This window comes from Pectobacterium sp. 1950-15 (assembly GCF_037136835.1).
GTDB lineage: Bacteria > Pseudomonadota > Gammaproteobacteria > Enterobacterales > Enterobacteriaceae > Pectobacterium.
Genome location: NZ_JBBBQR010000003.1, coordinates 101,036 through 124,259 on the forward strand (window position 1 = coordinate 101,036; position 23,224 = coordinate 124,259).

Below are 23,224 nucleotides of genomic sequence, written 5' to 3' on the forward strand. Positions count from 1 at the left end.
TCATTGGCAATGTTGTCAGGGAATAACATGAACAGCGGACTGGCATTTGCCAGGTTCAAGCAGAAAGGTTATCAATGAGCTGGATTGAACGAATTCTTAACAAAAGCAACATCACACCGACCCGTAAAGCGAACATCCCTGAAGGGGTCTGGACAAAATGTGATAGCTGCGGTCAGGTTCTTTATCGTGCCGAGCTGGAGCGTAATTTGGGGGTCTGCCCGAAGTGCGATCACCATATGCGTCTTTCCGCACGTAACCGTCTACAGGCGTTTCTGGATAAAGAAAGCACTGTTGAGCTGGGAAGCGAACTGGAGCCGAAGGATGTCCTGAAATTCCGGGACTCCAAAAAATATAAAGATCGTCTGGTTTCTGCGCAGAAACAGTCCGATGAGAAAGATGCGCTGATCGTCATGAAAGGCACGCTACACGGCATGCCGGTTGTGGCGGCATCGTTTGAGTTCTCTTTCATGGGCGGCTCAATGGCGTCTGTTGTGGGCGCGCGTTTTGTGCGTGCCGTTGAGCAGGCATTGGAAGACGGTTGCCCGCTGGTCTGCTTCTCTGCCAGTGGCGGTGCGCGTATGCAGGAAGCGCTGATGTCGCTGATGCAAATGGCGAAAACCAGTGCGGCGTTGGCAAAAATGCGTGAGCGTGGCTTGCCTTATATCTCCGTGCTGACTGACCCGACGATGGGCGGTGTTTCCGCGAGTCTGGCGATGCTGGGCGATCTGAACATTGCTGAGCCGAAAGCGCTGATCGGTTTTGCCGGTCCACGCGTTATCGAACAAACCGTGCGTGAAAAGCTGCCGCCGGGCTTCCAGCGCAGCGAATTCCTGATTGAGAAAGGAGCGATCGATATGATCGTTCGTCGTCCGGAAATGCGCTATAAGCTGGCCACTATTCTTGCCAAACTGACGAATCATCCAGAACCGGGCAACGATGACGTGGAAATCCGCAGCGATGCGCCGTCTGAATCATCACAGGATGACGCATAATTGACATGATGGGCTGGGCGTGTGGTACTCGACCACGTCGTTCTCGACCGAGTAGTAATGCGCACGCTCTGCCCGCAATGAACCGTAAGCCAGTGAACGGGACTCATGGATACACTTCAAACACCTCAAGCCACGTCACCTTTGGTCACGTGGCTTCATTATCTTGAGCACCTGCATGCTCAGGCCATTGATTTAGGTCTGGAGCGCGTTAAGCAGGTTGCTGAACATCTCCATTTGCTACAGCCTGCCCCAACGGTTTTCACCGTCGCGGGGACGAACGGCAAAGGAACCACCTGCTGTACGCTGGAATCCATTCTGCTGGCCGCCGGGCTGCGGGTTGGCGTGTACAGTTCTCCCCATCTTGTTCGCTATACCGAGCGGGTGCGTATTCAGGGCAAAGAATTGCCTGAAGCGCAACACACTCAGGCATTTGCGGATATCGAAGCGGGAAGAGGTGCGGTATCGCTCACCTATTTTGAATTCGGTACGCTGTCGGCGCTGCAACTCTTTAAGCAGGCGAATCTGGATGTCGTCATTCTGGAAGTGGGGCTTGGTGGGCGTCTGGATGCCACCAATATCGTGGATGCGGATGTCTCCGTCGTTACCAGCATTGCTATCGACCATACCGACTGGCTAGGTAACGATCGGGAAAGCATCGGTCGTGAGAAAGCCGGGATATTCCGACAGGGTAGACCTGCCGTTGTCGGCGAGCCGGATATGCCGGGAACGATTGCCGATGTTGCCGCTGAGAAAGGGGCGCTGTTGCGCCGTCGTGGTCGCGACTGGGACTATTCCGTTCAGCGAGAGACATGGAGCTGGCAGGATAAGCAGCGTGAGTTATCACGGCTGCCATTGCCCAATGTCCCGTTGGCCAATGCTGCCACGGCGCTGGCTGCGCTGCACTATTCGTCACTCAATGTGAGCGAAGACGCGATTCGACAGGGTTTACGGCACGCGATATTGCCCGGTCGTTTTCAGACGGTGCAGGAATCACCGCGATTGATTCTTGATGTTGCACACAATCCCCATGCGGCGGCGTATCTGGCAAACCGTTTGGCCGCGTTGCCGACCACCGGAAAAATACGGGCCGTCGTCGGCATGTTGTCGGATAAAGATATTGCCGGTACGCTGGCCCACTTAACGCCGTTGGTGGATGAGTGGTATTGCGCCCCGTTGGAAGGGCCGCGTGGTGCCACCGCGCAGCAGATTGCCGAGCACCTGACGCGCAGCCAATCGTTCCCTGATGTCGTGGCGGCCTGGCAGCAGGCGATGTCCGAGGCTGCGGAGCAGGATGTCGTCATTGTGTGTGGATCTTTTCATACGGTAGCGCATGTGATGGAAGCGCTGGATGAGGAGAAGGCGAATGGCGAGTAAATTTCAGAATCGCCTGGTGGGTACAGTCATTCTGGTCGCGCTGGGTGTGATCGTCTTACCCGGACTGCTGGATGGTAAGAAAAAGCACTATGAGGACGAGTTTGCGTCGATTCCGCTGATCCCTAAACCGGGTGATAGCAATGAGATGGAATCGCTGCCTGCTCTGAACCCGTCGCTGCCGAGTCAACCACCGGAAGGGGCGGAGGCGGCGATGCAGAACAGCCCGGAAGCCGAAGCGCCTGAGGCGAGGGCAGCGACAGCACCTGAAACCACAACGCAGACACCGCCATCATCCCATTCTGGCACGAATACACCAGCGATGACGGCACCGCCGGTTGTGGTTGAGCGTCCGCCGGTTCAGACCCCAGCGCCAGTGACGCCGAAGCCTCAGCCAAAACCTGAGGTGAAACCGGAAGTAAAACCGAAGCCTGAGCCTAAACCGGAACCCAAACCGGAACCCAAACCGGAAGTGAAGCCTGAAACACAGCCGGCGCAGCAAGCCCCTGTCGGACAGGCCTACATTGTGCAGCTTGGTGCGCTGAAAAATGCAGATAAGGTGAACGAGATTGTCGCCAAATTGCGTCTTTCCGGCTATCGCGCGTATACCGTGCCGTCAACGCCGGTTTCAGGAGAAATCACCCGTATTTACGTGGGGCCTGATGCGTCGAAGCAGAAGCTTGAGTCTTCACTGGGTGAGCTGAAACAGCTCAGCGGACTCAGTGGGCAGGTGCGTGCACATTCCGTTCGTTAAGGCTGTTAAACGTGAAAATAACGGGGTGGATTGTTTGTTGTCTGCCGCGTAATAAGTAGAAGAGGCAGGCTGCGGGGATGGGGCTCATAGGCGTGGTGCTTCGCCCCGCACTCGTTTTGAGTGGCCTGTTGTTGATTTTGTTATGCCGACAGTGAATAGAATCAGGCATAGCGAGTTGCTGGTTTTTTCGCCTGATTATCTATTGATGAAATCGGCGGAAATACGCTACGCAAACGTTTTCTTTTTCTGTTAGAATGCGCCGCGAACAGGATGACGTAGCGGCTTATCGGTAGCATCGTTCATTATTAGGATCGTTCATGGTTTGGGTTGATTACGTCATTATTGGCATCATCGGTTTTTCGGCTCTGGTTAGCCTGATCCGGGGGTTTGTTCGTGAAGCGCTGTCGTTAGTAACCTGGGGATGTGCTTTTTTTGTCGCCAGCCATTACTACGCGTACCTCGCGGTCTACTTCACCCGTTTTGATGATGAGCTGGTGCGTAACGGTATCGCGATTGCCATTCTGTTTGTTGCAACGTTGATTGTGGGGGCTATCGTCAACTATGCGATTAGTTCGCTGGTTGAACGTACCGGATTATCCGGCACCGATCGCGTTCTGGGCATCTGTTTTGGTGCGCTGCGCGGGGTGCTGATCGTTTCCGCACTGCTATTCTTTCTGGATACTTTCACCGGTTTTTCACAAAGTGATGACTGGAAGCAGTCCCAGTTAATCCCGCAGTTCAGTTATATTATCAGGTGGTTTTTTGACTACCTGCAAAGCACGTCAAGTTTCTTGCCGCAGCATTTACCGCTGCGGTAGCGCTGATGAGGAAAAGACACCATGTGCGGTATTGTCGGTATCGCCGGTTTTACACCGGTCAACCAGTCGATTTATGACGCGTTAACGGTGTTGCAACACCGTGGGCAGGATGCAGCGGGTATTGTGACCATCGATGCCTTTAATTGTTTTCGCCTGCGTAAGGCCAATGGCCTGGTGAAAGATGTGTTTGAAGCGCGGCACATGCAACGCTTACAGGGAAACATGGGGCTTGGTCATGTGCGTTATCCAACCGCGGGCAGTTCCAGCGCCTCGGAAGCACAGCCTTTCTATGTTAACTCTCCGTTCGGTATCACGTTGGCTCACAACGGTAACCTGACTAACGCCCATGAACTGCGTAAAAAGCTGTTCGAGCAGGAGCGCCGTCACGTTAACACCACGTCTGATTCTGAAATTCTGCTGAATATTTTTGCCAGAGAGCTGGACCGTTTCCAACATTACCCGCTGGAAGCCGATAATATTTTTGCGGCCGTTGCCGCGACGCACCAGCAAATTCGCGGTGCCTACGCCTGTGTTGGCATGATTATCGGTCACGGTATGGTGGCTTTCCGCGATCCTAACGGGATTCGCCCGCTGGTGATTGGTAAGCGCGATCTGGAAGATGGCCGTAGCGAATACATGGTGGCGTCAGAAAGTGTTGCGCTGGATACGCTGGGCTTTGAATTTTTACGCGATGTGGCGCCGGGAGAAGCGATCTACATTACGGAAAAAGGGCAGCTGTTTACCCGCCAGTGTGCGGAGAATCCAAAGAGCAACCCGTGTCTGTTCGAATATGTCTACTTCGCTCGCCCAGACTCTTTCATCGATAAAATCTCGGTCTACAGCGCACGCGTTCGCATGGGTCAGAAGCTCGGTGAAAAAATTGCGCGTCAGTGGGAAGATCTCGATATAGACGTCGTGATCCCGATTCCTGAGACCTCTTGTGATATCGCGCTGGAAATCGCGCGTATCATTAACAAACCATACCGTCAGGGGTTTGTGAAAAACCGCTATGTGGGCCGTACCTTTATCATGCCGGGGCAGCAGGCGCGTAAGAAATCGGTACGCCGTAAACTGAACGCCAACCGTGCTGAATTCCGTGACAAAAACGTGCTGCTGGTGGATGACTCCATCGTGCGTGGTACAACGTCGGAGCAGATTGTGGAGATGGCGCGTGAAGCGGGAGCCAAGCGTGTGTATCTGGCCTCGGCGGCACCGGAAATTCGCTTCCCTAACGTGTATGGCATCGACATGCCGAGCGTCAACGAGCTGATTGCTCACGGTCGTGAAGTGGATGAGATCTGTAAGATTATTGGTGCCGATGCGCTTATTTTCCAAGATCTCGACGATCTGATCGACGCTGCGCGTGAAGATAACCCGGATATCGCTCAGTTTGAATGCTCGGTATTCAACGGGATTTACGTGACGAAGGATGTTGATCAAGGCTATCTGGATTATCTGGAAGTCTTGCGTAATGACGACGCCAAAGCGTTGCGTAGCCAGAATGAAGTTGAAGATCTGGAATTACACAACGAAGGCTAACGGCTAGTTGCACGTTAAGGCTTCATCGAAGGGGGAGGACGCGAAAGTGTCTTCCCCCTTTTCTATATATAGAACACAGTGGTATAGAAAATCGTTGTATATAAAAACATTGCTTCAGCGCTTCTCCTTGCTTATCGCCAGTCAATGCGGCAAAGTTTGCGCAGATGATTTTTCCGCGTTTTTGCTTACGCAGTCAGCCAGAGGCAGTACGAATGAAGCGACTCATTGTAGGAATTTCCGGCGCCAGCGGTGTTATTTACGGCGTCCGGCTGCTACAGGTTTTACAGACGCTGGAAGGTATCGAAACACATTTGATCATGAGTCAGGCTGCCCGGCAGACGCTGGCGTTAGAAACCGATTTTAGTCTGCGTGATGTGCAGGCGCTGGCTGATGTAGTGCATGACACGCGTGATATCGCTGCCAGCGTCTCTTCGGGGTCGTTTAAAACGGCGGGGATGGTGATTTTACCCTGTTCGATAAAAACCCTGTCCGGCATTGTGCACAGCTACAGCGACAACCTATTAACCCGCGCGGCCGATGTGGTGCTGAAGGAGCGTCGTCCTTTGGTGCTGGGGGTTCGTGAAACACCGCTGCATTTAGGGCATTTACGGCTGATGACCACTGCCGTTGAGCTGGGGGCGATAATCATGCCGCCTGTGCCTGCGTTCTATCATCGCCCAGAAAGTGTGCAGGATATTGTCGATCAGACGGTGAATCGTATTCTGGACCAGTTTGATATCGAGCTGCCGAAAGATCTCTTTATCCGCTGGCAAGGTGCGTCGTAGCAGGCTAGACGCTAACGCGTGCCGTTTTCTTCTCTCCGGGCAGTAAAGTATTACTGCCCTTTTTTTGTGCTTTTTTATCACATTGCACCAATTTTGCGCGCAAGAGCACCTAAATGGTGCGCTTGAGTTTTTGTATTCATGGCAATGTTATCTATTCTTATTATTACGCGCCGAAAAATTCTACGGAAAATATTTCATAATCAAACAGTTATTCATTAGTTTCTGCATGAATTGCCTATGAGACTTTTACGGTGTCCCTGCGTTCATTGTGGCATGAAAACTGCTTGCTAATGAAAACGGTAATCGTCGGCATTAAAAAACAAATAGCACTCACATCGTTCATTTTTAAAGCAATAAATCGATATCTGTTCCGACGTTGACGACACATGACATCAATCACTCATGATAAGGGTAGCAATATGAAGAAACTGATCAAAGTTTTGCCGTTGGCACTCATTCTGGCTGCGGGCAGCGCGATGGCGGAGATTCCTAAGAATATTAAAATCGGCACCGATCCGACCTATGCCCCCTTTGAGTCCAAAAACGCCAGCGGCGAACTGGTTGGGTTTGATATCGATCTGGCGAAAGAGCTGTGTAAACGCATTCAGGCTAACTGTACGTTTGTGGAAAGTGACTTTGACGCATTAATTCCTTCCCTTAAAGCTAAAAAAATTGATGCCATCATCTCTTCTCTGTCCATCACCGAAAAACGCCAGCAGGAAATTGCCTTCACCGAGAAGCTGTATGCTGCCAATGCGCGTCTGATTGCGAAGAAGGGCGCGAGCATCGAGCCAACGCTGGTGTCTCTGGGCGGCAAGCGTGTCGGCGTGTTGCAGGCATCAACGCAGGAGGCATTTGCTAACGCGAACTGGCAGCCAAAAGGCGTTGAGGTTGTGGCTTACCAAAATCAGGATCTGATTTATGCAGACCTGACCGCAGGCCGTATCGATGCCGCTTTTCAGGATGAAGTGGCGGGAAGCGAAGGTTTCCTGAAGCTTGATATGGGTAAAGGCTACGCGTTTGCTGGCCCGGCGGTGAAAGATGACAAATTCTTCGGTGTGGGGACGGGGATGGGTCTGCGTAAAGCGGATACCGAGCTGAAAGCCGCGCTGGATAAAGCCTTTGAAGAGATGCGTAAAGACGGTACCTACGATACCTTCGCGAAAAAATACTTCGATTTTGACGTCTACGGCGGCTAATTTCTCCTAACGATTCACACTCTGTAGCGGAATCGCAGGGCCTACGACATGGGACCGTTCCTCCCGTGTCGTATTCCTGATGATGACGCACTGTGCCATTAACCGCTATTTCAACGGATATCATTGATGCTCTATGGCTATTCCCAGCTAATTCTGGACGGTGCCATCATGACGCTGGAGCTGGCAGCCAGTTCGCTACTGTTGGCGCTGGTTATCGGCCTGATTGGCGCATCGGCGAAGCTGTCTTCCAACCGGCTGCTGGCAGGGTGTTTTTCCTGCTATACCACGCTGATTCGTGGCATTCCCGATCTGGTGCTGATGCTGCTGATTTTCTATGGTCTGCAAATCGTCTTAAACGGCGTGACGGAGTCGATGGGGATGGCGCAGATTGACATCGATCCTTTGACCGCCGGGATTATTACGTTGGGCTTTATTTACGGCGCGTATTTTACGGAAACCTTTCGCGGTGCCTATCTTGCCGTGCCGCGTGGGCAAATCGAAGCGGCTGTGGCATTTGGCTTCTCTCCTATGAAGGTGTTCCGCCGTATTCTGTTTCCTTCCATGATGCGTTTTGCGCTGCCTGGCATTGGCAATAACTGGCAGGTGATCCTGAAAGCCACGGCGCTGGTGTCACTGCTTGGCCTGAATGATGTGATTAAGGCGACGCAACTGGCGGGAAAGGGCGCACATGAACCGTTTTATTTTGCGCTGGTCGCTGGGGCGATGTACCTGATTTTTACCACCATTTCTAACGGCGTGCTGTGGTGGCTGGAAAGGCACTATTCGCAGGGAGTCAAGAAAGTAAACTATGAGTGAGATCCTGCAACAATATTGGCAGCCGCTACTGTGGAGCGATGGCTACCGACTGACCGGGCTGGCGATGACGCTCTGGCTACTTATTTCGTCGGTGATTATCGGTGGGCTGATGGCGCTGCCGCTGGCGATTGCCCGCGTGTCGCCGCGACGCCGATTCAGCTTTCCTGTGTGGTTATTTACTTACGTGTTCCGCGGTACGCCGCTCTATGTGCAGCTTCTGGTGTTCTATTCCGGCGTGTATAGCCTGGAGATTGTGCGCGGCACCGATCTGCTGAATGCCTTTTTTCGCAGCGGGCTAAACTGTGCCATCTTGGCGCTGGCGCTCAATACCTGTGCGTATACGACAGAAATTTTTGCAGGCGCTATCCGCGCGGTGCCGCATGGGGAAATTGAAGCGGCCAGAGCATACGGATTCTCCCGTTTTAAGCAGTATCGTTGCATTATTTTGCCGGGAGCGCTGCGTATTGCGCTGCCTGCCTACAGCAACGAAGTGATTCTGATGCTGCATTCGACGGCGCTGGCCTTCACCGTAACCGTACCGGATATTCTGAAGATTGCCCGAGATATCAACGCCGCAACCTACCAGCCGTTTTATGCATTTGGTATTGCTGCGGTCATCTATTTGGCGATTTCATTTGTGTTAATCGGGCTGTTCAGAAGGGCGGAACGGCGCTGGTTACGTCATCTTTATACCCGTTCATCTCATTAAGCGCAGGAAAAAAGCATGTCGAATAACAAACTGATGGTGACGGAACTGCGTAAACGCTATGGCCAGCATGAGGTGCTAAAAGGGATCTCATTACAGGCGAAAGCGGGTGACGTTATTTCAATTATTGGCTCGTCCGGTTCGGGAAAAAGCACCTTACTGCGCTGTATTAATTTTCTGGAAAAACCCTGTGAAGGGGCGATTTACGTCAGCGATCAGGAAATTCGCATGGTGCGTGATACTGACGGACAGCTGAAGGTGTTTGATAAAAAACAGCTTCAAATGCTGCGCACGCGCCTGACGATGGTGTTTCAGCATTTCAACCTGTGGAGCTTCATGACCGCGTTGGAAAACGTGATGGAAGCACCGATTCAGGTATTAGGACTTAGCAAAGCGGAAGCGCGCGAGCGGGCGGTATTCTATCTGAACAAGGTCGGGATCACCGATTCTGCCCAGCAGAAGTATCCATCTGATCTCTCTGGTGGTCAGCAGCAGCGCGTGTCGATTGCGCGGGCGCTGGCGATGGAACCGGAAGTGTTATTATTTGATGAGCCTACGTCAGCGCTCGATCCCGAACTGGTCGGCGAGGTGTTGCGCATCATGCAGCAGCTTGCGGAGGAAGGAAAAACGATGGTAGTGGTGACGCATGAAATGGAGTTTGCCCGCCATGTTTCCAGCCACGTTATTTTCCTGCATCAGGGGGTAATTGAAGAAGAAGGCCCACCGGATCAGCTTTTCGGTAGTCCGAAAAGTGCGCGTTTACAGCAGTTTTTATCAGGTGCATTGAAGTAGGTTTTGGGGCTGATGGTGATCAGCCCCATACGTTTCTCTCAGCACTGAGTCAGCCCGGTTTTTTGACGACGTCCTGTAGGGCTTCTTCCAGCTCAAAGAAACGGAAACCAAAGCCTGCGGCTTCTAACCGCTGCGGGATGGCACGTTGCCCGCCCAGTACCAGCGTCGAAGCTTCTCCCATCAGCAGTTTGATCGCAAAAGCGGGTGCTCGCAGAAAACCGGGGCGATCCAGAACGTGTGCCAGCGTGGCGGAAAATTGTTCATTGTGAACCGGATAGGGCGCAACCATGTTGAAGGGGCCACTCAATATCGGCTGGTCTAGCAGGTAAATGATACCGTTAACCATGTCATCAATATGAATCCACGGCATATATTGCTTGCCAGAACCCATCGGTCCGCCAAGTCCGAGCCGGAAAATCGGCAGCATTTTTGCCAGCGCGCCGCCCTGTGCTGAAAGTACAATGCCAGTGCGCAGCAGGCAGACGCGGGTTTTATCGCTTTCGGCGGATTGCGCCAGCGCTTCCCAGCGGGCGCAGAGATGATGCGTGAATTCATCGACCGGAGATTCATCTTCCGTAACCAGCGCTTCACCCTGATCGCCATAATACCCGACAGCAGAACCTGAGATAAAAACGGTTGGTGGTTCACTGCTGGCTTTTATCAGCGTGGCGAGCTGCTCGGTGATGTTCCAGCGACTCTTTGCCAGCAGCTGTTTTTGCTGTGGCGTCCACCGTTTGTCAGCGATAGGCTCGCCGGCTAGATTGATAACGCCATCAAAGTCGTTCAGTGAGGTGATATTACTCAACGTTGACCAATATTCCACCTGATTGCCGAGAACGCCTCGGGCGCGTTCAGGATCGCGTGTCAGTACCGTAATGTGATGGGAAAGCAGCTGTAATCGTTGGATAAGATGGCGGCCAATAAGGCCGGTCCCGCCTGTTATGAGTAGTTGCATCGCTCCCCCTCTCCCTATCTTTATGCCTTGTGATAACGCAGGGTCATAGAAACTGAATCGGCGTATCGCAGGGCAAACGGTTTATCGACTTCTACTTCAGCATAGGTGATCCATTCGTGATCGCTGGCGATGTTGAGCACATCCTGCGTTAATTTTTCCAGCAAAGCGAAGCGGTTATCTTCCACGTGGCGAATAATGCTTTTGGTGATGGTGCGGTAATTCAGCGCATCGGCGATATTCTCGCTGTTGCGCGCCTGCTCTGCTGGGTAGTGAATCACAACGTTGATGATCACATCCTGCTTATTCGTAATTTCCTCTTCTTTGATACCGATGAAGGTGCGCAAACGCAGATTTTTTATACGAATAACGGCGTCAGAATAGTGATGTGGCATTGCTCGGCCCTCGGTTGCTTCTGTGACTGCGATAACACCGCAGCGTCAGGGGTATCGTTAACGACAATATGTTGATTACCATAGCAGAAGATACCCAAAGGCCGAATGAGATGATGCCAGAATTTTATTGCTCGGCGAGTTGATAGGCTCGTTGTGTTGCCGGGCGTTCGCTAATACGCGTATACCATGCTTTTACCGCCGGATAATCATCAAGATCGACACGCTGGCGGGCATAAGAAACCACCCACGGGTAGGTTGCGATATCGGCGATGCTGTAATGCTCCCCTGCGAGCCACGGACTGTCTTGCAGGTGTTTATCTAGCACGCGATACAGGCGCTGTGTCTCCTGCTGATAACGTTCAATAGCGTAAGGGACTGGCTGAGGCGCATAGTGGTTAAAATGGTGATTCTGTCCCAGCATCGGCCCAAAACCGGCGACCTGCCAGAACAGCCACTGTAGCGTGGCCGTACGCTCACGTAGCGACGAGCTCAACAGCACGCCGTGCTTTTCCGCCAGATAAAGCAGGATCGCGCCAGATTCAAACAGGCTGATAGACGTGTCGCCTTCCGCGGGCTGCGTATCGACAATCGCGGGAATTTTGTTGTTAGGCGAGATTGCCAGAAACTCCGGTCTGAACTGTTCACCTTTGCTGATATTTACGCGGTGGAGCTGATAGGGGATATTTGCTTCTTCCAGAAACAGAGTGATTTTGTGTCCGTTAGGGGTTGGTGCGTAATACAGGTCAATCATGAATCAAGTCTCCGTTTTAATTCAGAAAAACATCATGGACTGTATGGCAGTTGATCGCTTCAGAGAGCGATGCGCTGTCAGAATAGCGTATTGGGGAACGGGTCCTTACCCTACCACTTCTACGGGTGAAAAATAAGCGATGGCGCACATCGTTGTGCGATCTTTACCGGAAGCGGTTGGTCAACTTTGGTAGACTACTTCTGGTGAAAGGTACGCGTATTGTGGATATAAACGTTGTGGAGATGACGATGAAGTTGATGTTTGCGTCCGATATACACGGTTCTCTCAGCGCGACGGAGCGCGTGCTGACGATTTTTGAGCAGAGTCGTGCTGACTGGCTTATTTTATTGGGTGATTTTCTCAATCATGGTCCGCGCAATCCGCTGCCGGAAAAATATCAGCCTGCGGAAGTGGCTGCCCGACTGAATGCCTATGCGTCACGCATCATCGCCGTACGCGGGAATTGCGACAGCGAGGTGGATCAGATGCTGTTGACCTTTCCGATCACGGCACCGTGGCAACATGTGCTATTACCGCAGAATCGCCTTTTCCTGACGCACGGTCATCTTTATCATCCAGATAATCTGCCGCCGTTACGCGCGGGGGATGTGCTGGTGTATGGTCATACCCATATCCCGGTTGCCGAGCGACGCGGAGAATATTATTTCTTCAATCCCGGCTCAGTAAGCTTGCCGAAAGGGGGATTCCCTGCGAGCTATGGCTTGCTTGAACAAGACGCGTTGCGGGTTCTGCCGTTACACGGCGGCGAGCCTATTGCACAGCTCTCAATTAGACACTAATTTAGCTATACCCTGTTTTTGACCTTGAATCACGGCAAGGTAGCAGGGAATATTTACAGCAAAATCGATCATTTAAAACAGACGCGCGTAGCAACGTGCCAATACTAAAGGGTTTCAGAGGATGGCGGAACAAAGTCAGGCAGCAGGCACAGAGTGGGTTGATATCGTCAATGAAAACAACGAGGTAATTGCTCAGTCAAGTCGTCAGCAGATGCGTGCGCAGAGTCTTCGTCATCGTGCCACTTACATTGTTGTGCATGATGGAATGGGTAAAATTCTGGTGCAACGCCGGACCAAGATTAAAGACTTCTATCCAGGCTGGCTGGACGCGACCGCAGGTGGTGTGGTGCAAAGTGGTGAGCAAATGCTGGAATCCGCTCGTCGTGAAGCGGAAGAAGAACTTGGTATTGCTGGCGTGCCATTTGCAGAACACGGCTTGTTCTATTACGAAGGCGAAAATTGCCGGGTGTGGGGCGGGCTGTTCAGCTGCGTCACCCATGGGCCATTCGCGTTACAGGAAGAAGAAGTGGATGAAGTGAGTTGGCTGACGCCGCAAGAGATCACTGCGCGCTGCGATGAATTTACGCCAGACTCGCTAAAAGCCCTGTCGCTGTGGCTGACGCGCTACAGCGATCGGGAATATGGCAAGCCGATTTCACGCAAGCTGAATGAGGTAGTAGAAGCTGCCGAGACATCTGTCGTTAATCATGACAATGTTGATGATGAGAACGACAGCAACGTTGCTCCATCGGAAACGGATTCGCAGAAATAATCTGTGCCCGCCTCGCCGCGGCCTTTTCTCCACTGCGGCATTTTTCCTTGCTCTCCTTCCAAATAAAAATGCCAGCCCGAAGGCTGGCATTTACGTCATCATGAAGATGATTAGAGCTGTGTAGCCTGAATGGCGGTCAGAGCGACGGTGTAAACGATGTCGTCTACCAGTGCGCCACGAGACAGGTCGTTAACCGGTTTGCGCATGCCTTGCAGCATTGGCCCGATGGAGATCAGGTCGGCAGAACGCTGTACCGCTTTGTACGTGGTGTTACCGGTGTTCAGGTCAGGGAAGATGAACACAGTCGCTTTACCCGCAACTGGTGAGTTCGGCGCTTTGGACTGTGCAACGTCAGCCATGATAGCGGCGTCGTATTGCAGTGGACCATCGATAACCAGATCCGGGCGTTTTTCCTGTGCCAGACGGGTTGCTTCACGCACTTTCTCTACATCGCTACCCGCGCCGGAGTTACCGGTGGAGTAAGAGATCATTGCAACGCGTGGGTCGATGCCGAATGCTGTCGCGGAATCAGCGGACTGGATAGCGATTTCAGCCAATTGCTCTGCGGTTGGATCTGGGTTGATGGCGCAGTCGCCGTAAACCAGAACCTGCTCAGGCAGCAGCATGAAGAACACTGAAGACACCAGAGAGCTGCCCGGTGCAGTTTTGATCAGCTGCAACGGCGGACGGATGGTGTTAGCCGTGGTGTGAACGGCACCAGACACCAGACCGTCAACTTCACCCTGTTCCAGCATCAGCGTACCCAGAACCACGTTGTCTTCGAGCTGTTCGCGCGCAACCACTTCGGTCATGCCCTTGCTCTTACGCAGTTCAACCAGACGCGCAACATAGCGCTCACGTACGACAATCGGATCGACGATTTCAATGCCTTTGCCCAGTTCTACGCCCTGAGCGGCGGCAACGCGTTGAATCTCTTCCGGGTTACCGATCAGCACACAGTGAGCGATACCGCGTTCAGCACAGATAGCGGCGGCTTTAACGGTACGCGGCTCATCACCCTCTGGCAGCACGATGCGTTTGCCTGCTTTACGCGCCAGCTCGGTAAGCTGATAGCGGAATGCTGGTGGAGACAGACGGCGTGAACGCTCAGACTCTGCGCTCAGTGAGTCGATCCACTGGGTATCAATGTGGCGTGCAACGTATTCCTGCACTTTCTCAACACGTTGACGGTCATCAGCCGGTACTTCAAGGTTGAAGCTTTGCAGGCTGAGTGAGGTCTGCCAGGTGTTGGTGTTGACCATAAATACAGGCAGGCCAGTCTGGAAGGCGCGCTCACACAGCTTGGCGATGCTCGGATCCATTTCGTAGCCGCCAGTCAGCAGCAGGGCACCGATTTCCACGCCGTTCATGGCAGCCAGACAAGCGGCAACCAGAACATCAGGACGATCGGCGGAGGTCACCAGCAGTGAACCCGGACGGAAATGCTCCAGCATATGAGGAATGCTGCGTGCGCAGAAGGTCACAGACTTAACGCGACGCGTTTGAATGTCACCTTCGTTGACGATACGCGCATTCAGGTGCTTCGCCATATCAATGGCGCGCGTTGCGATCAGGTCAAAGCTCCATGGAATGCAGCCCAGCACCGGCAGCGGGCTGTTAGCGAACAGCTGCTTCGGATCGATGTTGGCAACGCTGGCTTTCGTGGAGTCATCAAAGATTTCAGACAGGTCAGGACGAGTACGGCCCTGCTCATCTACCGGCGCATTCAGTTTGTTGATGATCACGCCAGTAATGTTTTTGTTTTTGCTGCCGCCGAAGCTGGAACGTGCCAGTTCGATACGGTCTTTCAGCTGTGCCGGGGAGTCGTTACCCAGCGCCAGTACGAAGACGATTTCTGCGTTCAGCGTTTTGGCGATTTCATAGTTCAATGCGTTAGCAAACTGGTGCTTACGGGTAGGAACCAGACCTTCAACCAGAACGACTTCGGCGTCTTTGGTATTTTCGTGATAGCGCGCGATGATTTCTTCCATCAGCACGTCTTGCTGGTTAGAACTCAGCAGGGCTTCAACGCGGCTCATCGCCAGCGGCTCGGCGGCGTTGATAGCGGAATTCGCACGAATAATGGTGGTCGTTTGATCTGGCGTATTGTCGCCACTGCGCGGCTGGGCGATAGGTTTGAACACGCTCAGGCGAACGCCTTTCTGTTCCATGGAACGGATGACACCCAGGCTGACGCTTGTCAGACCGACGCTGGTGCCAGTTGGGATCAACATGATTATACGGGACACGGCCGAACCTCTTTACGGTTGCTCGTTAGTCAAAAACAACACCGTCAGCCTTGGCTGACGGTGTTGGGAGGTTACTTGTCTTACGCTGTCAGACGGTAAGCGTCTTCAGCGATGACCAATTCTTCATTGGTCGGGATAACCAGCGCTGGACGGGTGCCATCTTTAGCGATGTTGCCACCTTTACCGAAGCGTGCAGCCAGGTTGCGTTCGTGGTCGACGTCAAAGCCCAGCAGACCCAGTTTTTTCAGCGACAGTTCACGAACCATTGCGGCGTTTTCACCGATACCACCGGTAAAGATTACGGCATCCAGACGGCCTTCCATCAGGGCGCTGTAAGAACCGATGTACTTAGCCAGACGGTGGCAGTAAACGTCCATTGCACGTTTCGCGTCTGCTTTCGTCTCGTAGTTATCTTCAACGTAACGGCAGTCGCTGGTCACTTCAGTCAGACCTTGCAGGCCGGATTCTTTAGTCAGCAATTTGTTGATGCTGTCTACATCCATGCCCAGTGCGTCGTGCAGGTGGAAAATCACAGCCGGGTCGATATCGCCACAGCGCGTACCCATAACCAGACCTTCCAGCGGCGTCAGACCCATAGAGGTGTCAACGCATTCGCCGTTGCGGATGGCCGTAACGGAACCACCGTTGCCCAGGTGACAAGTGATGACGTTCAGCTCTTCTACCGGCTTGTTCAGCACTTTAGCGGCTTCGCGAGAAACAAAGTAGTGGCTGGTGCCGTGGAAGCCGTAGCGACGGATGTGGTTTTCTTTATACAGTTTGTATGGCAGTGCATAAAGGTAAGACTCTTCCGGCATGGTCTGATGGAACGCGGTGTCGAAGACAGCGACGTTTTTATCAGCCAGGTGTGGGAAGGATTTCAGTGCTTCTTCGATACCGATCAAGTGCGCCGGGTTGTGCAGAGGTGCAAAAGGTACGGAATCTTTGATACCCTGAAGAACATCATCAGTGATGATCGCGGATTGGGTGAACTTCTCACCGCCGTGAACGATACGGTGACCGATAGCAACCAGTTGAGCAGACAGCTCTGGCTTCTGAGACAGAATGGTATTAACGATGAAGTTCAGCGCTTCGCTGTGAGCTGCACCGGCACCCAGTTCGGCGTCGTGTTTACCGCCGTCCATTTTCCATTTGATGCGGGCTTCAGGCAGGTTGAAACACTCGGCTAAACCAGACAGGTACTCTTCTCCGTTAATCGCATCGATGATGGCGAATTTCAGGGATGAACTACCGCAGTTAAGAACCAGTACTAACTTACTCGACATGGAAGTACCTACTTGTTATACATGGTTAAAAAAATGTCATACAGGGCATAGCGTATCGCATGCCGCCGCTGGCATTTATGATTAACATCATACCTTGGTGTGATACACCAGACACAATGGTGAAATAGGGTCGATACTATGACGTATGTTATATCGGGTAATCGTTACAACAATTAATCGCTATAACTCATCTCTACAACAACGTGACATCGACCTGATGTAAACCGCAGCTTTTAAAGCGATGAATAACCGCGTTATGGCCGTTGGCTGCGCTTATGTCGCGAAGGGAATTATACTCCTTGCGTGTAGTCATACTACTTTAGGTATACAGCGGCCAAAAGGCCGATCTAGGATACCGATAGCGTAGGGTAAACACAAAATATATTTTAACCTTATCAACTTGAGTTGTTGATTTGTGCAAAAGTTTTATTTTTTATCTGTAAAGTTGAGGTGTGGCTATGGCGACGAAACCAGACAGTAGAATCAGTTGGCTACAGCTACTCCAACGTGGGCAGCATTACATGAAGACGTGGCCGGCAGAAAAGCAACTGGCGCCAGTCTTTCCTGAAAACCGTGTAGCGCGAGCGACACGGTTTGGCATCCGCATCATGCCGCCGCTGGCGGTGTTTACCTTAACATGGCAGATTGCGCTCGGCGGCCAGCTCGGCCCGGCCATTGCCACCGCGCTGTTTGCTTGTAGCCTGCCGTTGCAAGGCCTTTGGTGGCTTGGCCGCCGTTCCGTGACGCCTTTACCGCCGACGCTGGCACAGTGGTTCCATGAGATTCGTCATAAGCTGCTGGAGTCAGGTCAGGCATTGGCCCCATTGGAAGAAGCGCCTACTTACCAATCATTGGCGGATGTGCTGAAGCGGGCATTCAACCAGCTTGATAAAACCTTCCTTGATGATTTGTGATCGGCGTCAGGCTGTGTGAGGGTTGATAGCTATTTTGTTCTTTCCCCTGTTTCAAATCAAAGAAGCGGTGCCTACCGCTATCGTGACACGATTCAGTATGCGATTCTGCGGTTAATACCTATTTAGCGACATTGGCTTACACCAAAGAGGGTTCAGGAGAGCAACATGGAAATGACGAATGCCCAGAGATTGATCCTTTCAAACCAATACAAAATGATGACGATGCTCGATCCTGACAACGCCGAGCGCTATCGTCGGCTACAAACGATCATTGAGCGTGGTTATGGTTTGCAGATGCGCGAACTGGATCGTGAATTTGGTGAACTGACTGAAGAAGTCTGCCGCACCATTATTAACATCATGGAAATGCACCATGCTCTCCAGGTGTCGTGGACCAATCTGAAAGATAAGCAGGATTTGGACGAACGACGTCTGACCTTCCTGGGCTTTGATGCCGCAACGGAAGCGCGCTACCTCGGTTTTGTACGCTTTATGGTACATGTTGAAGGGCGCTACCCCCACTTTGATTCGGGCACGCATGGGTTTAACGCGCAGACAAAGATGTGGGAAAAATACAACAGAATGCTGGCTGTCTGGCAATCCTGCCCGCGCCAGTATCACTTGAGTGCGGTGGAGATCGCACAGGTCATCAACGCCTGATTAATGAATAAGGGGCTTTCTGTGGAGTGTAAAGGTTTTCTGTTCGACCTCGATGGTACGCTGGTCGATTCACTGCCGGCTGTAGAACGTGCGTGGATTAACTGGGCAAAAGATCACGGTATTGAACCACAGGAAGTGCTGGATTTTATTCATGGCAAGCAGGCAATCACGTCCCTGCGCCACTTTCTTCAAGGGCAGAGCGAAGAAACGATTCAACAGGAGTTTGATGCGCTGGAGAAAACCGAGGCCTCTGATACGCAGGGTATCGTAGCCATGCCTGGGGCGAAGGCGCTGTTGGAGCGTTTGGATGCGTTGAATATTCCCTGGGCCATTGTGACGTCCGGCACGGTCCCGATTGCCAGCGCCCGTCATCACCGTGGAGAGCTGCCTGCTCCTCGTGCCTTTATTACGGCGGAGCAGGTTGCCAAAGGTAAGCCTCACCCCGATGCCTACTTACTTGGCGCACAGCAGCTAGGATTGAAGCCAGAAGAGTGTGTTGTCGTTGAAGATGCGCCAGCAGGCGTGCTGTCAGGTCTGGCCGCGGGCTGTAAGGTCATTGCGGTGAAGGCGCCAGCGGATACGCCAAAGTTGGATCAGGTCGATCTGATCCTTGATTCGCTGGAGCAGATAGAAATAGAACCCTTACCGAACGGCGCTAAGGTACATCTGCGCCAATAGGCCGTCTGTAACATAATGACAAAACTGTGACTAAATATGATCAAACCTCGCATCCGCGAGGTTTTTTTATGGCAGACTATACCCGTTATACTTCAAGCTGCCCGTGCGTTGGCTCTCCTTTTCAGGGTATGCGAACCCACACCTCAACATGCATTTTTCCGTCAGGGGAACCGTTTTGAATAGCGAACTTCTCTGGGTTTTATCCCTGTTGCTGATCGCCATTGTGTTGTTTACCACCAATAAATTACGCATGGACGTCGTAGCGCTGTTGGTCATCATCGCGTTTGTTCTGAGCGGCACGCTGACGCTATCTGAAGCGCTGGTCGGGTTCAGCGATCCGAATGTGATATTGATTGCGGCCCTGTTTGTTATTGGTGAAGGATTGGTTCGTACCGGTGTTGCTTATCAGGTCGGTGATTGGCTGGTTCGCGTGGCGGGCAGCGGTGAGATGAAGATGCTGATCCTACTGATGGTCACCGTTGCGTTGCTGGGAGCCTTTATGAGTTCCACTGGGGTTGTCGCGATTTTTATTCCCGTGGTGCTGAGTGTTTCCGCACGGATGAAGATTTCCCCCGGAAGGCTAATGATGCCGCTGAGTTTCGCCGGGTTGATTAGTGGCATGATGACGCTGGTAGCGACACCGCCGAATATGGTGGTGAGCAGTGAGTTGATGCGCGAAGGGGTGGCAGGTTTCGGGTTCTTTAGCGTGACGCCGATAGGGATAGTGGTATTGCTGTTGGGCGTGGCGTATATGATGGTGGCGCGTTACTGGCTTGGCGGCGCGGAGACAGCAACAGCAAAAGAGATGTGGAAGAGAAGAACGTTCCGCGATCTGATTCGTGATTACCGGCTGACGGGCAGGGCGCGCCGACTGGCGATTCGTCCGGGATCGCCTTTTATCGGCCACCGTCTGGATGATTTACGCCTGCGTCAGCGCTTTGGGGCGAACGTGGTGGGGATTGAACGCTGGCGTAAGTTTCGCCGCGTGATGATCAGCGTAGCGGGCAATACCGAACTTCGCCTGAACGATGTTCTGCTGATCGACATGTCAGCATCGGAAGTGGATTTACGTGAATTTTGTACTGCGCAGCGGCTAGAACCCATGGTACTGCGCGGTGAATATTTTTCTGAGCAGGCACGTGATGTGGGGATGGCGGAAGTCTCGTTGATCCCTGATTCCGAACTGTTGGGGAAAACGCTGTACGACGTCGGCTTTCGAAGCCGCTATGGTCTGAGCGTCGTGGGGATCCGCCGGGCAGGTGAGGCGATGGACGGTATCCTTGCCGATGAACCGCTCCAGCTCGGTGATATCCTGCTGGTGATGGGCGACTGGCGCATGATCCGGCAGTTACATACACAGAAAAACGACTTCCTTTTGCTTAATCTTCCTGCCGAAGTTGATGACGTCGCACCCGCGGTGAGTCAGGCTCCACATGCGCTATTTTGTCTTGCACTGATGGTGGCGATGATGCTGACGGATGAGATACCGAATGCGATTGCCGCGCTGATCGCCTGCTTGCTGATGGGTAAATTCCGCTGTATTGACATGGAAAGCGCCTACCGGGCGATTCACTGGCCGAGCATTATCCTTATTGTCGGGATGATGCCGTTTGCGCTGGCGTTGCAGCAGACCGGCGGTGTTACGCTGATCGTTAAAGGGCTGATGGATGTTGCCGGGGACGCAGGGCCGCATGTGATGCTGGTGTGTTTGTTTGTGCTGTGTGCCGTGATTGGCCTATTTATTTCCAACACGGCGACAGCGGTGTTGATGGCGCCTATTGCGATTGCTGCGGCGAAGCAGATGGGCGTGTCACCGTATCCCTTTGCGATGATCATCGCGATTGCGGCATCCGCCGCATTTATGACGCCAGTCTCGTCACCGGTGAATACGCTGGTATTGGGGCCGGGCGGTTATAAATTCGGGGACTTTGTGCGCGTTGGCGTTCCCTTCACCGTTCTGGTGATGCTGGTCAGCGTGGTGATGGTGCCGTGGTTGTATCCGTTCTGACGATGTCTGCCCGTTATAGTGGATGTTCGCTATAACGGAGAATCCTGACTGATTTCGTCGAGCGACAGGCTAAAGCTGGGAACAAAGACTGTCATGAAATAGTCCATTTCCGGGCTGTGGCGCAGTTGCAATGTTTTTTCCAACCGCGCTTTGGCCAGCGTGAACTCTGCATTTCCTGCGGATAATTCTTCCAGACACTTCAGGTAGGCGCAGAGCGCGTCGGCCTGCTTAACGATGGCGCGTTCTTCTTCGCTGGTGTAGCTGTCGTCCAGCAGCATCCGATAATCCTGCTGGAGTTCTTCCGGTAACATCTCAACCAGTTTCTGCTGCGCAATCTTCTCTATTTTCTTGTACTCATGTGCGATCTGCGCGTTGTAATACTTGATGGGCGTCGGCATGTCGCCGGTCAGCACCTCGCTGGCATCATGATACATCGCCAGAAGCGAGATGCGTTCTGCGTTCAGGTTACCCTCGAATTTGCGGTTTTTGATGACCGCCAGCGCATGCGCGACGAAGGCGACCTGAAGGCTGTGCTCGGAGACGTTTTCCGTGCGCACATTACGCATGAGCGGCCAGCGGCTGATGAGTTTTAGACGAGATAAGTGGGCGAAAAAGTGGCTCTGATTCATGGCGATCTCTCAGACAACAGCACGGTGAAATAGCGATATCGTGGACGTCTATTGTGAGGACTTGCCGGAGATTATGCAAACGAAGGTCAGGTTTTCGCCGGGCGATGATTGCCCGGCGAAGACAGGTACAACAATTGGGTCGGGTTACTGGTGATAGTGCCCCAGGAAACGCCCTAATTTGTGGATTGCCATATCCAGCTCATCGATACGCGGCAGCGTGACGATGCGAACATGGTCGGGGTATGGCCAGTTAAATGCGGTTCCTTGAACCAGCAACACTTTTTCCTGTAACAGGAGATCCAGCACCAGTTTTTGGTCGTCGTGGATATTAAAGCGTTTGGCATCAATGCGTGGGAACATATACAGCGCGCCGCGCGGTTTTACGCACGATACGCCGGGAATCTGATTGATCAGTTCCCAGGAACGGTTACGCTGCTCGTACAGACGTCCGCCGGGCTGAATAAATTCGCTGATGCTCTGATAGCCGCCCAGCGCAGTCTGAATCGCATGCTGCATTGGCACGTTAGCGCACAGCCGCATGGAAGCCAGCATTTCCAGCCCTTCAATATAGCCTTTGGCGTGTTTTTTCGGACCGTTCAGTACCATCCAGCCTTGACGGAAACCCGCTACACGGTACGTCTTGGACAGGCCGTTGAACGTGACCGTCAGCAGATCCGGCGCGAGTGCGGCAATAGAGTGATGCTGCGCATCGTCATACAGAATTTTGTCGTAAATTTCGTCGGCGAAGATGATCAGGTTATGTTCGCGTGCAATCGCCACGATATCCAGCAGCAGCTCTTTGCTGTAGACCGCGCCCGTTGGGTTGTTCGGGTTGATAATGACAATACCGCGAGTATTGGACGTGATCTTTTTGCGGATATCATCCAGGTCGGGGAACCAATCGGAGGACTCATCGCAGAGGTAGTGAACGGCGTTGCCGTTAGACAGAGAAACGGCTGCGGTCCAAAGTGGGTAGTCCGGCGCAGGAACCAGCATTTCATCGCCCGGATTAAGCAGTGCCTGCATGGATTGCACGATGAGCTCGGACACACCGTTGCCGATATAGACGTCTTCAACCGTAATATCGCGCATATCCCGCGCCTGATAATGCTGAACGATGGCTTTGCGGGCGGAATAGAGGCCTTTTGAATCACAGTAGCCCTGTGCGGTTGGCAGGTTACGGATGACATCGACCAGAATTTCGTCCGGTGCTTCAAAGCCGAAAGGGGCTGGGTTGCCAATATTCAGCTTAAGGACCTTATTACCTTCTTCTTCAAGCCGTTTGGCTTCCTTTAAGACTGGGCCACGGATGTCATAGCATACGTTCTCCAGTTTCTTGGATTTTTCAATCGGAGACATAA

The 23,224-nt window shown here is 52.7% G+C and carries 23 protein-coding genes; 16 read left to right on the forward strand and 7 right to left on the reverse strand.

The features are described 5' to 3' along the window. The first annotated feature begins 74 nt into the window (after window positions 1–74). The 10 genes from accD (at window position 75) to hisP (ending at window position 9,772) form a co-directional block, all read left to right on the forward strand. A complete protein-coding gene (accD, locus tag WCT94_RS04505; RefSeq protein ID WP_336868192.1) occupies window positions 75–992 on the forward strand; it encodes an acetyl-CoA carboxylase, carboxyltransferase subunit beta in 918 nt (305 codons plus the stop codon). A 105-nt stretch (window positions 993–1,097) separates the two neighbouring features. Then, the gene (gene folC, locus WCT94_RS04510) at window positions 1,098–2,366 is read left to right on the forward strand and encodes a bifunctional tetrahydrofolate synthase/dihydrofolate synthase (protein ID WP_336868194.1); all 1,269 of its coding nucleotides are present in this window, start codon (window positions 1,098–1,100) and stop codon (window positions 2,364–2,366) included. Next, complete coding sequence (dedD, locus tag WCT94_RS04515) at window positions 2,356–3,117, forward strand: cell division protein DedD (protein WP_336868195.1); 762 nt, start codon at window positions 2,356–2,358, stop codon at window positions 3,115–3,117. Before folC ends, dedD begins: the two co-directional genes overlap by 11 nt. Window positions 3,118–3,434: 317 nt before the next feature. Continuing rightward, window positions 3,435–3,935: a colicin V production protein gene (cvpA, locus tag WCT94_RS04520; protein ID WP_180741931.1), complete on the forward strand. Its 501-nt coding sequence runs from the start codon at window positions 3,435–3,437 to the stop codon at window positions 3,933–3,935. Window positions 3,936–3,956: 21 nt separating this feature from the next. After that, window positions 3,957–5,474: an amidophosphoribosyltransferase gene (gene purF, locus WCT94_RS04525; protein ID WP_015840985.1), complete on the forward strand. Its 1,518-nt coding sequence runs from the start codon at window positions 3,957–3,959 to the stop codon at window positions 5,472–5,474. 212 nt (window positions 5,475–5,686) lie between these two features. Continuing rightward, a complete protein-coding gene (locus WCT94_RS04530; RefSeq protein WP_180741933.1) occupies window positions 5,687–6,259 on the forward strand; it encodes a UbiX family flavin prenyltransferase in 573 nt (190 codons plus the stop codon). A 419-nt stretch (window positions 6,260–6,678) separates the two neighbouring features. Beyond that, window positions 6,679–7,458 (forward strand): lysine/arginine/ornithine ABC transporter substrate-binding protein, encoded by a 780-nt coding sequence (locus WCT94_RS04535; RefSeq protein WP_336868199.1) that lies wholly within the window; start codon window positions 6,679–6,681, stop codon window positions 7,456–7,458. 126 nt (window positions 7,459–7,584) lie between these two features. Continuing rightward, window positions 7,585–8,274 carry a histidine ABC transporter permease HisQ gene (locus tag WCT94_RS04540; RefSeq protein WP_336868201.1) on the forward strand — a complete coding sequence of 230 codons (690 nt, stop codon included), beginning with the start codon at window positions 7,585–7,587 and terminating at the stop codon, window positions 8,272–8,274. Next, window positions 8,267–8,983, forward strand: a complete 717-nt coding sequence (locus tag WCT94_RS04545; RefSeq protein WP_225085265.1) for an ABC transporter permease — start codon at window positions 8,267–8,269, stop codon at window positions 8,981–8,983. Before WCT94_RS04540 ends, WCT94_RS04545 begins: the two co-directional genes overlap by 8 nt. A gap of 15 nt (window positions 8,984–8,998) precedes the next feature. Further along, on the forward strand, window positions 8,999–9,772 hold the full coding sequence (gene hisP, locus WCT94_RS04550; protein ID WP_015840979.1) for a histidine ABC transporter ATP-binding protein HisP: 774 nt from the start codon (window positions 8,999–9,001) through the stop codon (window positions 9,770–9,772). 49 nt (window positions 9,773–9,821) lie between these two features. Here the strand turns inward: hisP and WCT94_RS04555 are convergent, their stop codons facing one another. The 3 genes from WCT94_RS04555 to yfcG all read right to left on the reverse strand — a co-directional run bounded on the left by WCT94_RS04555 (window position 9,822) and on the right by yfcG (window position 11,870). Then, window positions 9,822–10,727 carry a TIGR01777 family oxidoreductase gene (locus WCT94_RS04555; RefSeq protein ID WP_336868203.1) on the reverse strand — a complete coding sequence of 302 codons (906 nt, stop codon included), beginning with the start codon at window positions 10,725–10,727 and terminating at the stop codon, window positions 9,822–9,824. A gap of 20 nt (window positions 10,728–10,747) precedes the next feature. Next, on the reverse strand, window positions 10,748–11,119 hold the full coding sequence (gene folX / locus WCT94_RS04560; RefSeq protein WP_271873625.1) for a dihydroneopterin triphosphate 2'-epimerase: 372 nt from the start codon (window positions 11,117–11,119) through the stop codon (window positions 10,748–10,750). 124 nt (window positions 11,120–11,243) lie between these two features. Further along, window positions 11,244–11,870: a GSH-dependent disulfide bond oxidoreductase gene (gene yfcG, locus WCT94_RS04565; RefSeq protein ID WP_336868205.1), complete on the reverse strand. Its 627-nt coding sequence runs from the start codon at window positions 11,868–11,870 to the stop codon at window positions 11,244–11,246. A gap of 248 nt (window positions 11,871–12,118) precedes the next feature. Here yfcG and yfcE point away from each other — a divergent pair, with 248 nt between their 5' ends. Further along, the gene (yfcE, locus tag WCT94_RS04570; protein ID WP_336868206.1) at window positions 12,119–12,670 is read left to right on the forward strand and encodes a phosphodiesterase; all 552 of its coding nucleotides are present in this window, start codon (window positions 12,119–12,121) and stop codon (window positions 12,668–12,670) included. Window positions 12,671–12,791: 121 nt separating this feature from the next. Next, the gene (gene yfcD / locus WCT94_RS04575; protein ID WP_336868207.1) at window positions 12,792–13,442 is read left to right on the forward strand and encodes an NUDIX hydrolase YfcD; all 651 of its coding nucleotides are present in this window, start codon (window positions 12,792–12,794) and stop codon (window positions 13,440–13,442) included. A 110-nt stretch (window positions 13,443–13,552) separates the two neighbouring features. On the opposite strand, the gene pta is transcribed toward yfcD, so the two are convergent. Next, a complete protein-coding gene (gene pta, locus WCT94_RS04580) occupies window positions 13,553–15,691 on the reverse strand; it encodes a phosphate acetyltransferase (RefSeq protein ID WP_319848309.1) in 2,139 nt (712 codons plus the stop codon). Between the two features lie 80 nt (window positions 15,692–15,771). Beyond that, window positions 15,772–16,974 (reverse strand): acetate kinase, encoded by a 1,203-nt coding sequence (gene ackA, locus WCT94_RS04585; RefSeq protein ID WP_336868209.1) that lies wholly within the window; start codon window positions 16,972–16,974, stop codon window positions 15,772–15,774. Window positions 16,975–17,432: 458 nt separating this feature from the next. Between ackA and yfbV the strand changes: the two genes are divergently transcribed. The 4 genes from yfbV (at window position 17,433) to WCT94_RS04605 (ending at window position 21,234) form a co-directional block, all read left to right on the forward strand. After that, a complete protein-coding gene (yfbV, locus tag WCT94_RS04590) occupies window positions 17,433–17,888 on the forward strand; it encodes a terminus macrodomain insulation protein YfbV (RefSeq protein WP_336868210.1) in 456 nt (151 codons plus the stop codon). 165 nt (window positions 17,889–18,053) lie between these two features. Further along, window positions 18,054–18,548: a YfbU family protein gene (locus tag WCT94_RS04595; protein ID WP_336868212.1), complete on the forward strand. Its 495-nt coding sequence runs from the start codon at window positions 18,054–18,056 to the stop codon at window positions 18,546–18,548. A gap of 21 nt (window positions 18,549–18,569) precedes the next feature. Next, window positions 18,570–19,226, forward strand: coding sequence for a sugar phosphatase (locus tag WCT94_RS04600; protein ID WP_336868213.1), 657 nt, complete (start codon window positions 18,570–18,572; stop codon window positions 19,224–19,226). Window positions 19,227–19,401: 175 nt separating this feature from the next. Next, entirely contained in the window at window positions 19,402–21,234 is a 1,833-nt protein-coding gene (locus tag WCT94_RS04605; RefSeq protein WP_336868215.1) for an SLC13 family permease, read from the forward strand. Window positions 21,235–21,263: 29 nt separating this feature from the next. On the opposite strand, the gene yfbR is transcribed toward WCT94_RS04605, so the two are convergent. Together yfbR and WCT94_RS04615 are read right to left on the reverse strand one after the other, a co-directional pair. Further along, a complete protein-coding gene (yfbR, locus tag WCT94_RS04610; protein ID WP_336868216.1) occupies window positions 21,264–21,863 on the reverse strand; it encodes a 5'-deoxynucleotidase in 600 nt (199 codons plus the stop codon). Between the two features lie 144 nt (window positions 21,864–22,007). Then, the gene (locus WCT94_RS04615; RefSeq protein ID WP_014916029.1) at window positions 22,008–23,222 is read right to left on the reverse strand and encodes a pyridoxal phosphate-dependent aminotransferase; all 1,215 of its coding nucleotides are present in this window, start codon (window positions 23,220–23,222) and stop codon (window positions 22,008–22,010) included. Window positions 23,223–23,224: the final 2 nt, after the last annotated feature.

Bases quoted from the DNA above. Each gene is read 5' to 3' on its own strand.
- accD (WP_336868192.1), top strand. From the start codon at position 75: ATGAGCTGGATTGAACGAATTCTTAACAAAAGCAACATCACACCGACC.
- folC (WP_336868194.1), top strand. From the start codon at position 1,098: ATGGATACACTTCAAACACCTCAAGCCACGTCACCTTTGGTCACGTGG.
- dedD (WP_336868195.1), top strand. From the start codon at position 2,356: ATGGCGAGTAAATTTCAGAATCGCCTGGTGGGTACAGTCATTCTGGTC.
- cvpA (WP_180741931.1), top strand. From the start codon at position 3,435: ATGGTTTGGGTTGATTACGTCATTATTGGCATCATCGGTTTTTCGGCT.
- purF (WP_015840985.1), top strand. From the start codon at position 3,957: ATGTGCGGTATTGTCGGTATCGCCGGTTTTACACCGGTCAACCAGTCG.
- WCT94_RS04530 (WP_180741933.1), top strand. From the start codon at position 5,687: ATGAAGCGACTCATTGTAGGAATTTCCGGCGCCAGCGGTGTTATTTAC.
- WCT94_RS04535 (WP_336868199.1), top strand. From the start codon at position 6,679: ATGAAGAAACTGATCAAAGTTTTGCCGTTGGCACTCATTCTGGCTGCG.
- WCT94_RS04540 (WP_336868201.1), top strand. From the start codon at position 7,585: ATGCTCTATGGCTATTCCCAGCTAATTCTGGACGGTGCCATCATGACG.
- WCT94_RS04545 (WP_225085265.1), top strand. From the start codon at position 8,267: ATGAGTGAGATCCTGCAACAATATTGGCAGCCGCTACTGTGGAGCGAT.
- hisP (WP_015840979.1), top strand. From the start codon at position 8,999: ATGTCGAATAACAAACTGATGGTGACGGAACTGCGTAAACGCTATGGC.
- WCT94_RS04555 (WP_336868203.1), bottom strand. From the start codon at position 10,727: ATGCAACTACTCATAACAGGCGGGACCGGCCTTATTGGCCGCCATCTT.
- folX (WP_271873625.1), bottom strand. From the start codon at position 11,119: ATGCCACATCACTATTCTGACGCCGTTATTCGTATAAAAAATCTGCGT.
- yfcG (WP_336868205.1), bottom strand. From the start codon at position 11,870: ATGATTGACCTGTATTACGCACCAACCCCTAACGGACACAAAATCACT.
- yfcE (WP_336868206.1), top strand. From the start codon at position 12,119: ATGAAGTTGATGTTTGCGTCCGATATACACGGTTCTCTCAGCGCGACG.
- yfcD (WP_336868207.1), top strand. From the start codon at position 12,792: ATGGCGGAACAAAGTCAGGCAGCAGGCACAGAGTGGGTTGATATCGTC.
- ackA (WP_336868209.1), bottom strand. From the start codon at position 16,974: ATGTCGAGTAAGTTAGTACTGGTTCTTAACTGCGGTAGTTCATCCCTG.
- yfbV (WP_336868210.1), top strand. From the start codon at position 17,433: ATGGCGACGAAACCAGACAGTAGAATCAGTTGGCTACAGCTACTCCAA.
- WCT94_RS04595 (WP_336868212.1), top strand. From the start codon at position 18,054: ATGGAAATGACGAATGCCCAGAGATTGATCCTTTCAAACCAATACAAA.
- yfbR (WP_336868216.1), bottom strand. From the start codon at position 21,863: ATGAATCAGAGCCACTTTTTCGCCCACTTATCTCGTCTAAAACTCATC.
- WCT94_RS04615 (WP_014916029.1), bottom strand. From the start codon at position 23,222: ATGTCTCCGATTGAAAAATCCAAGAAACTGGAGAACGTATGCTATGAC.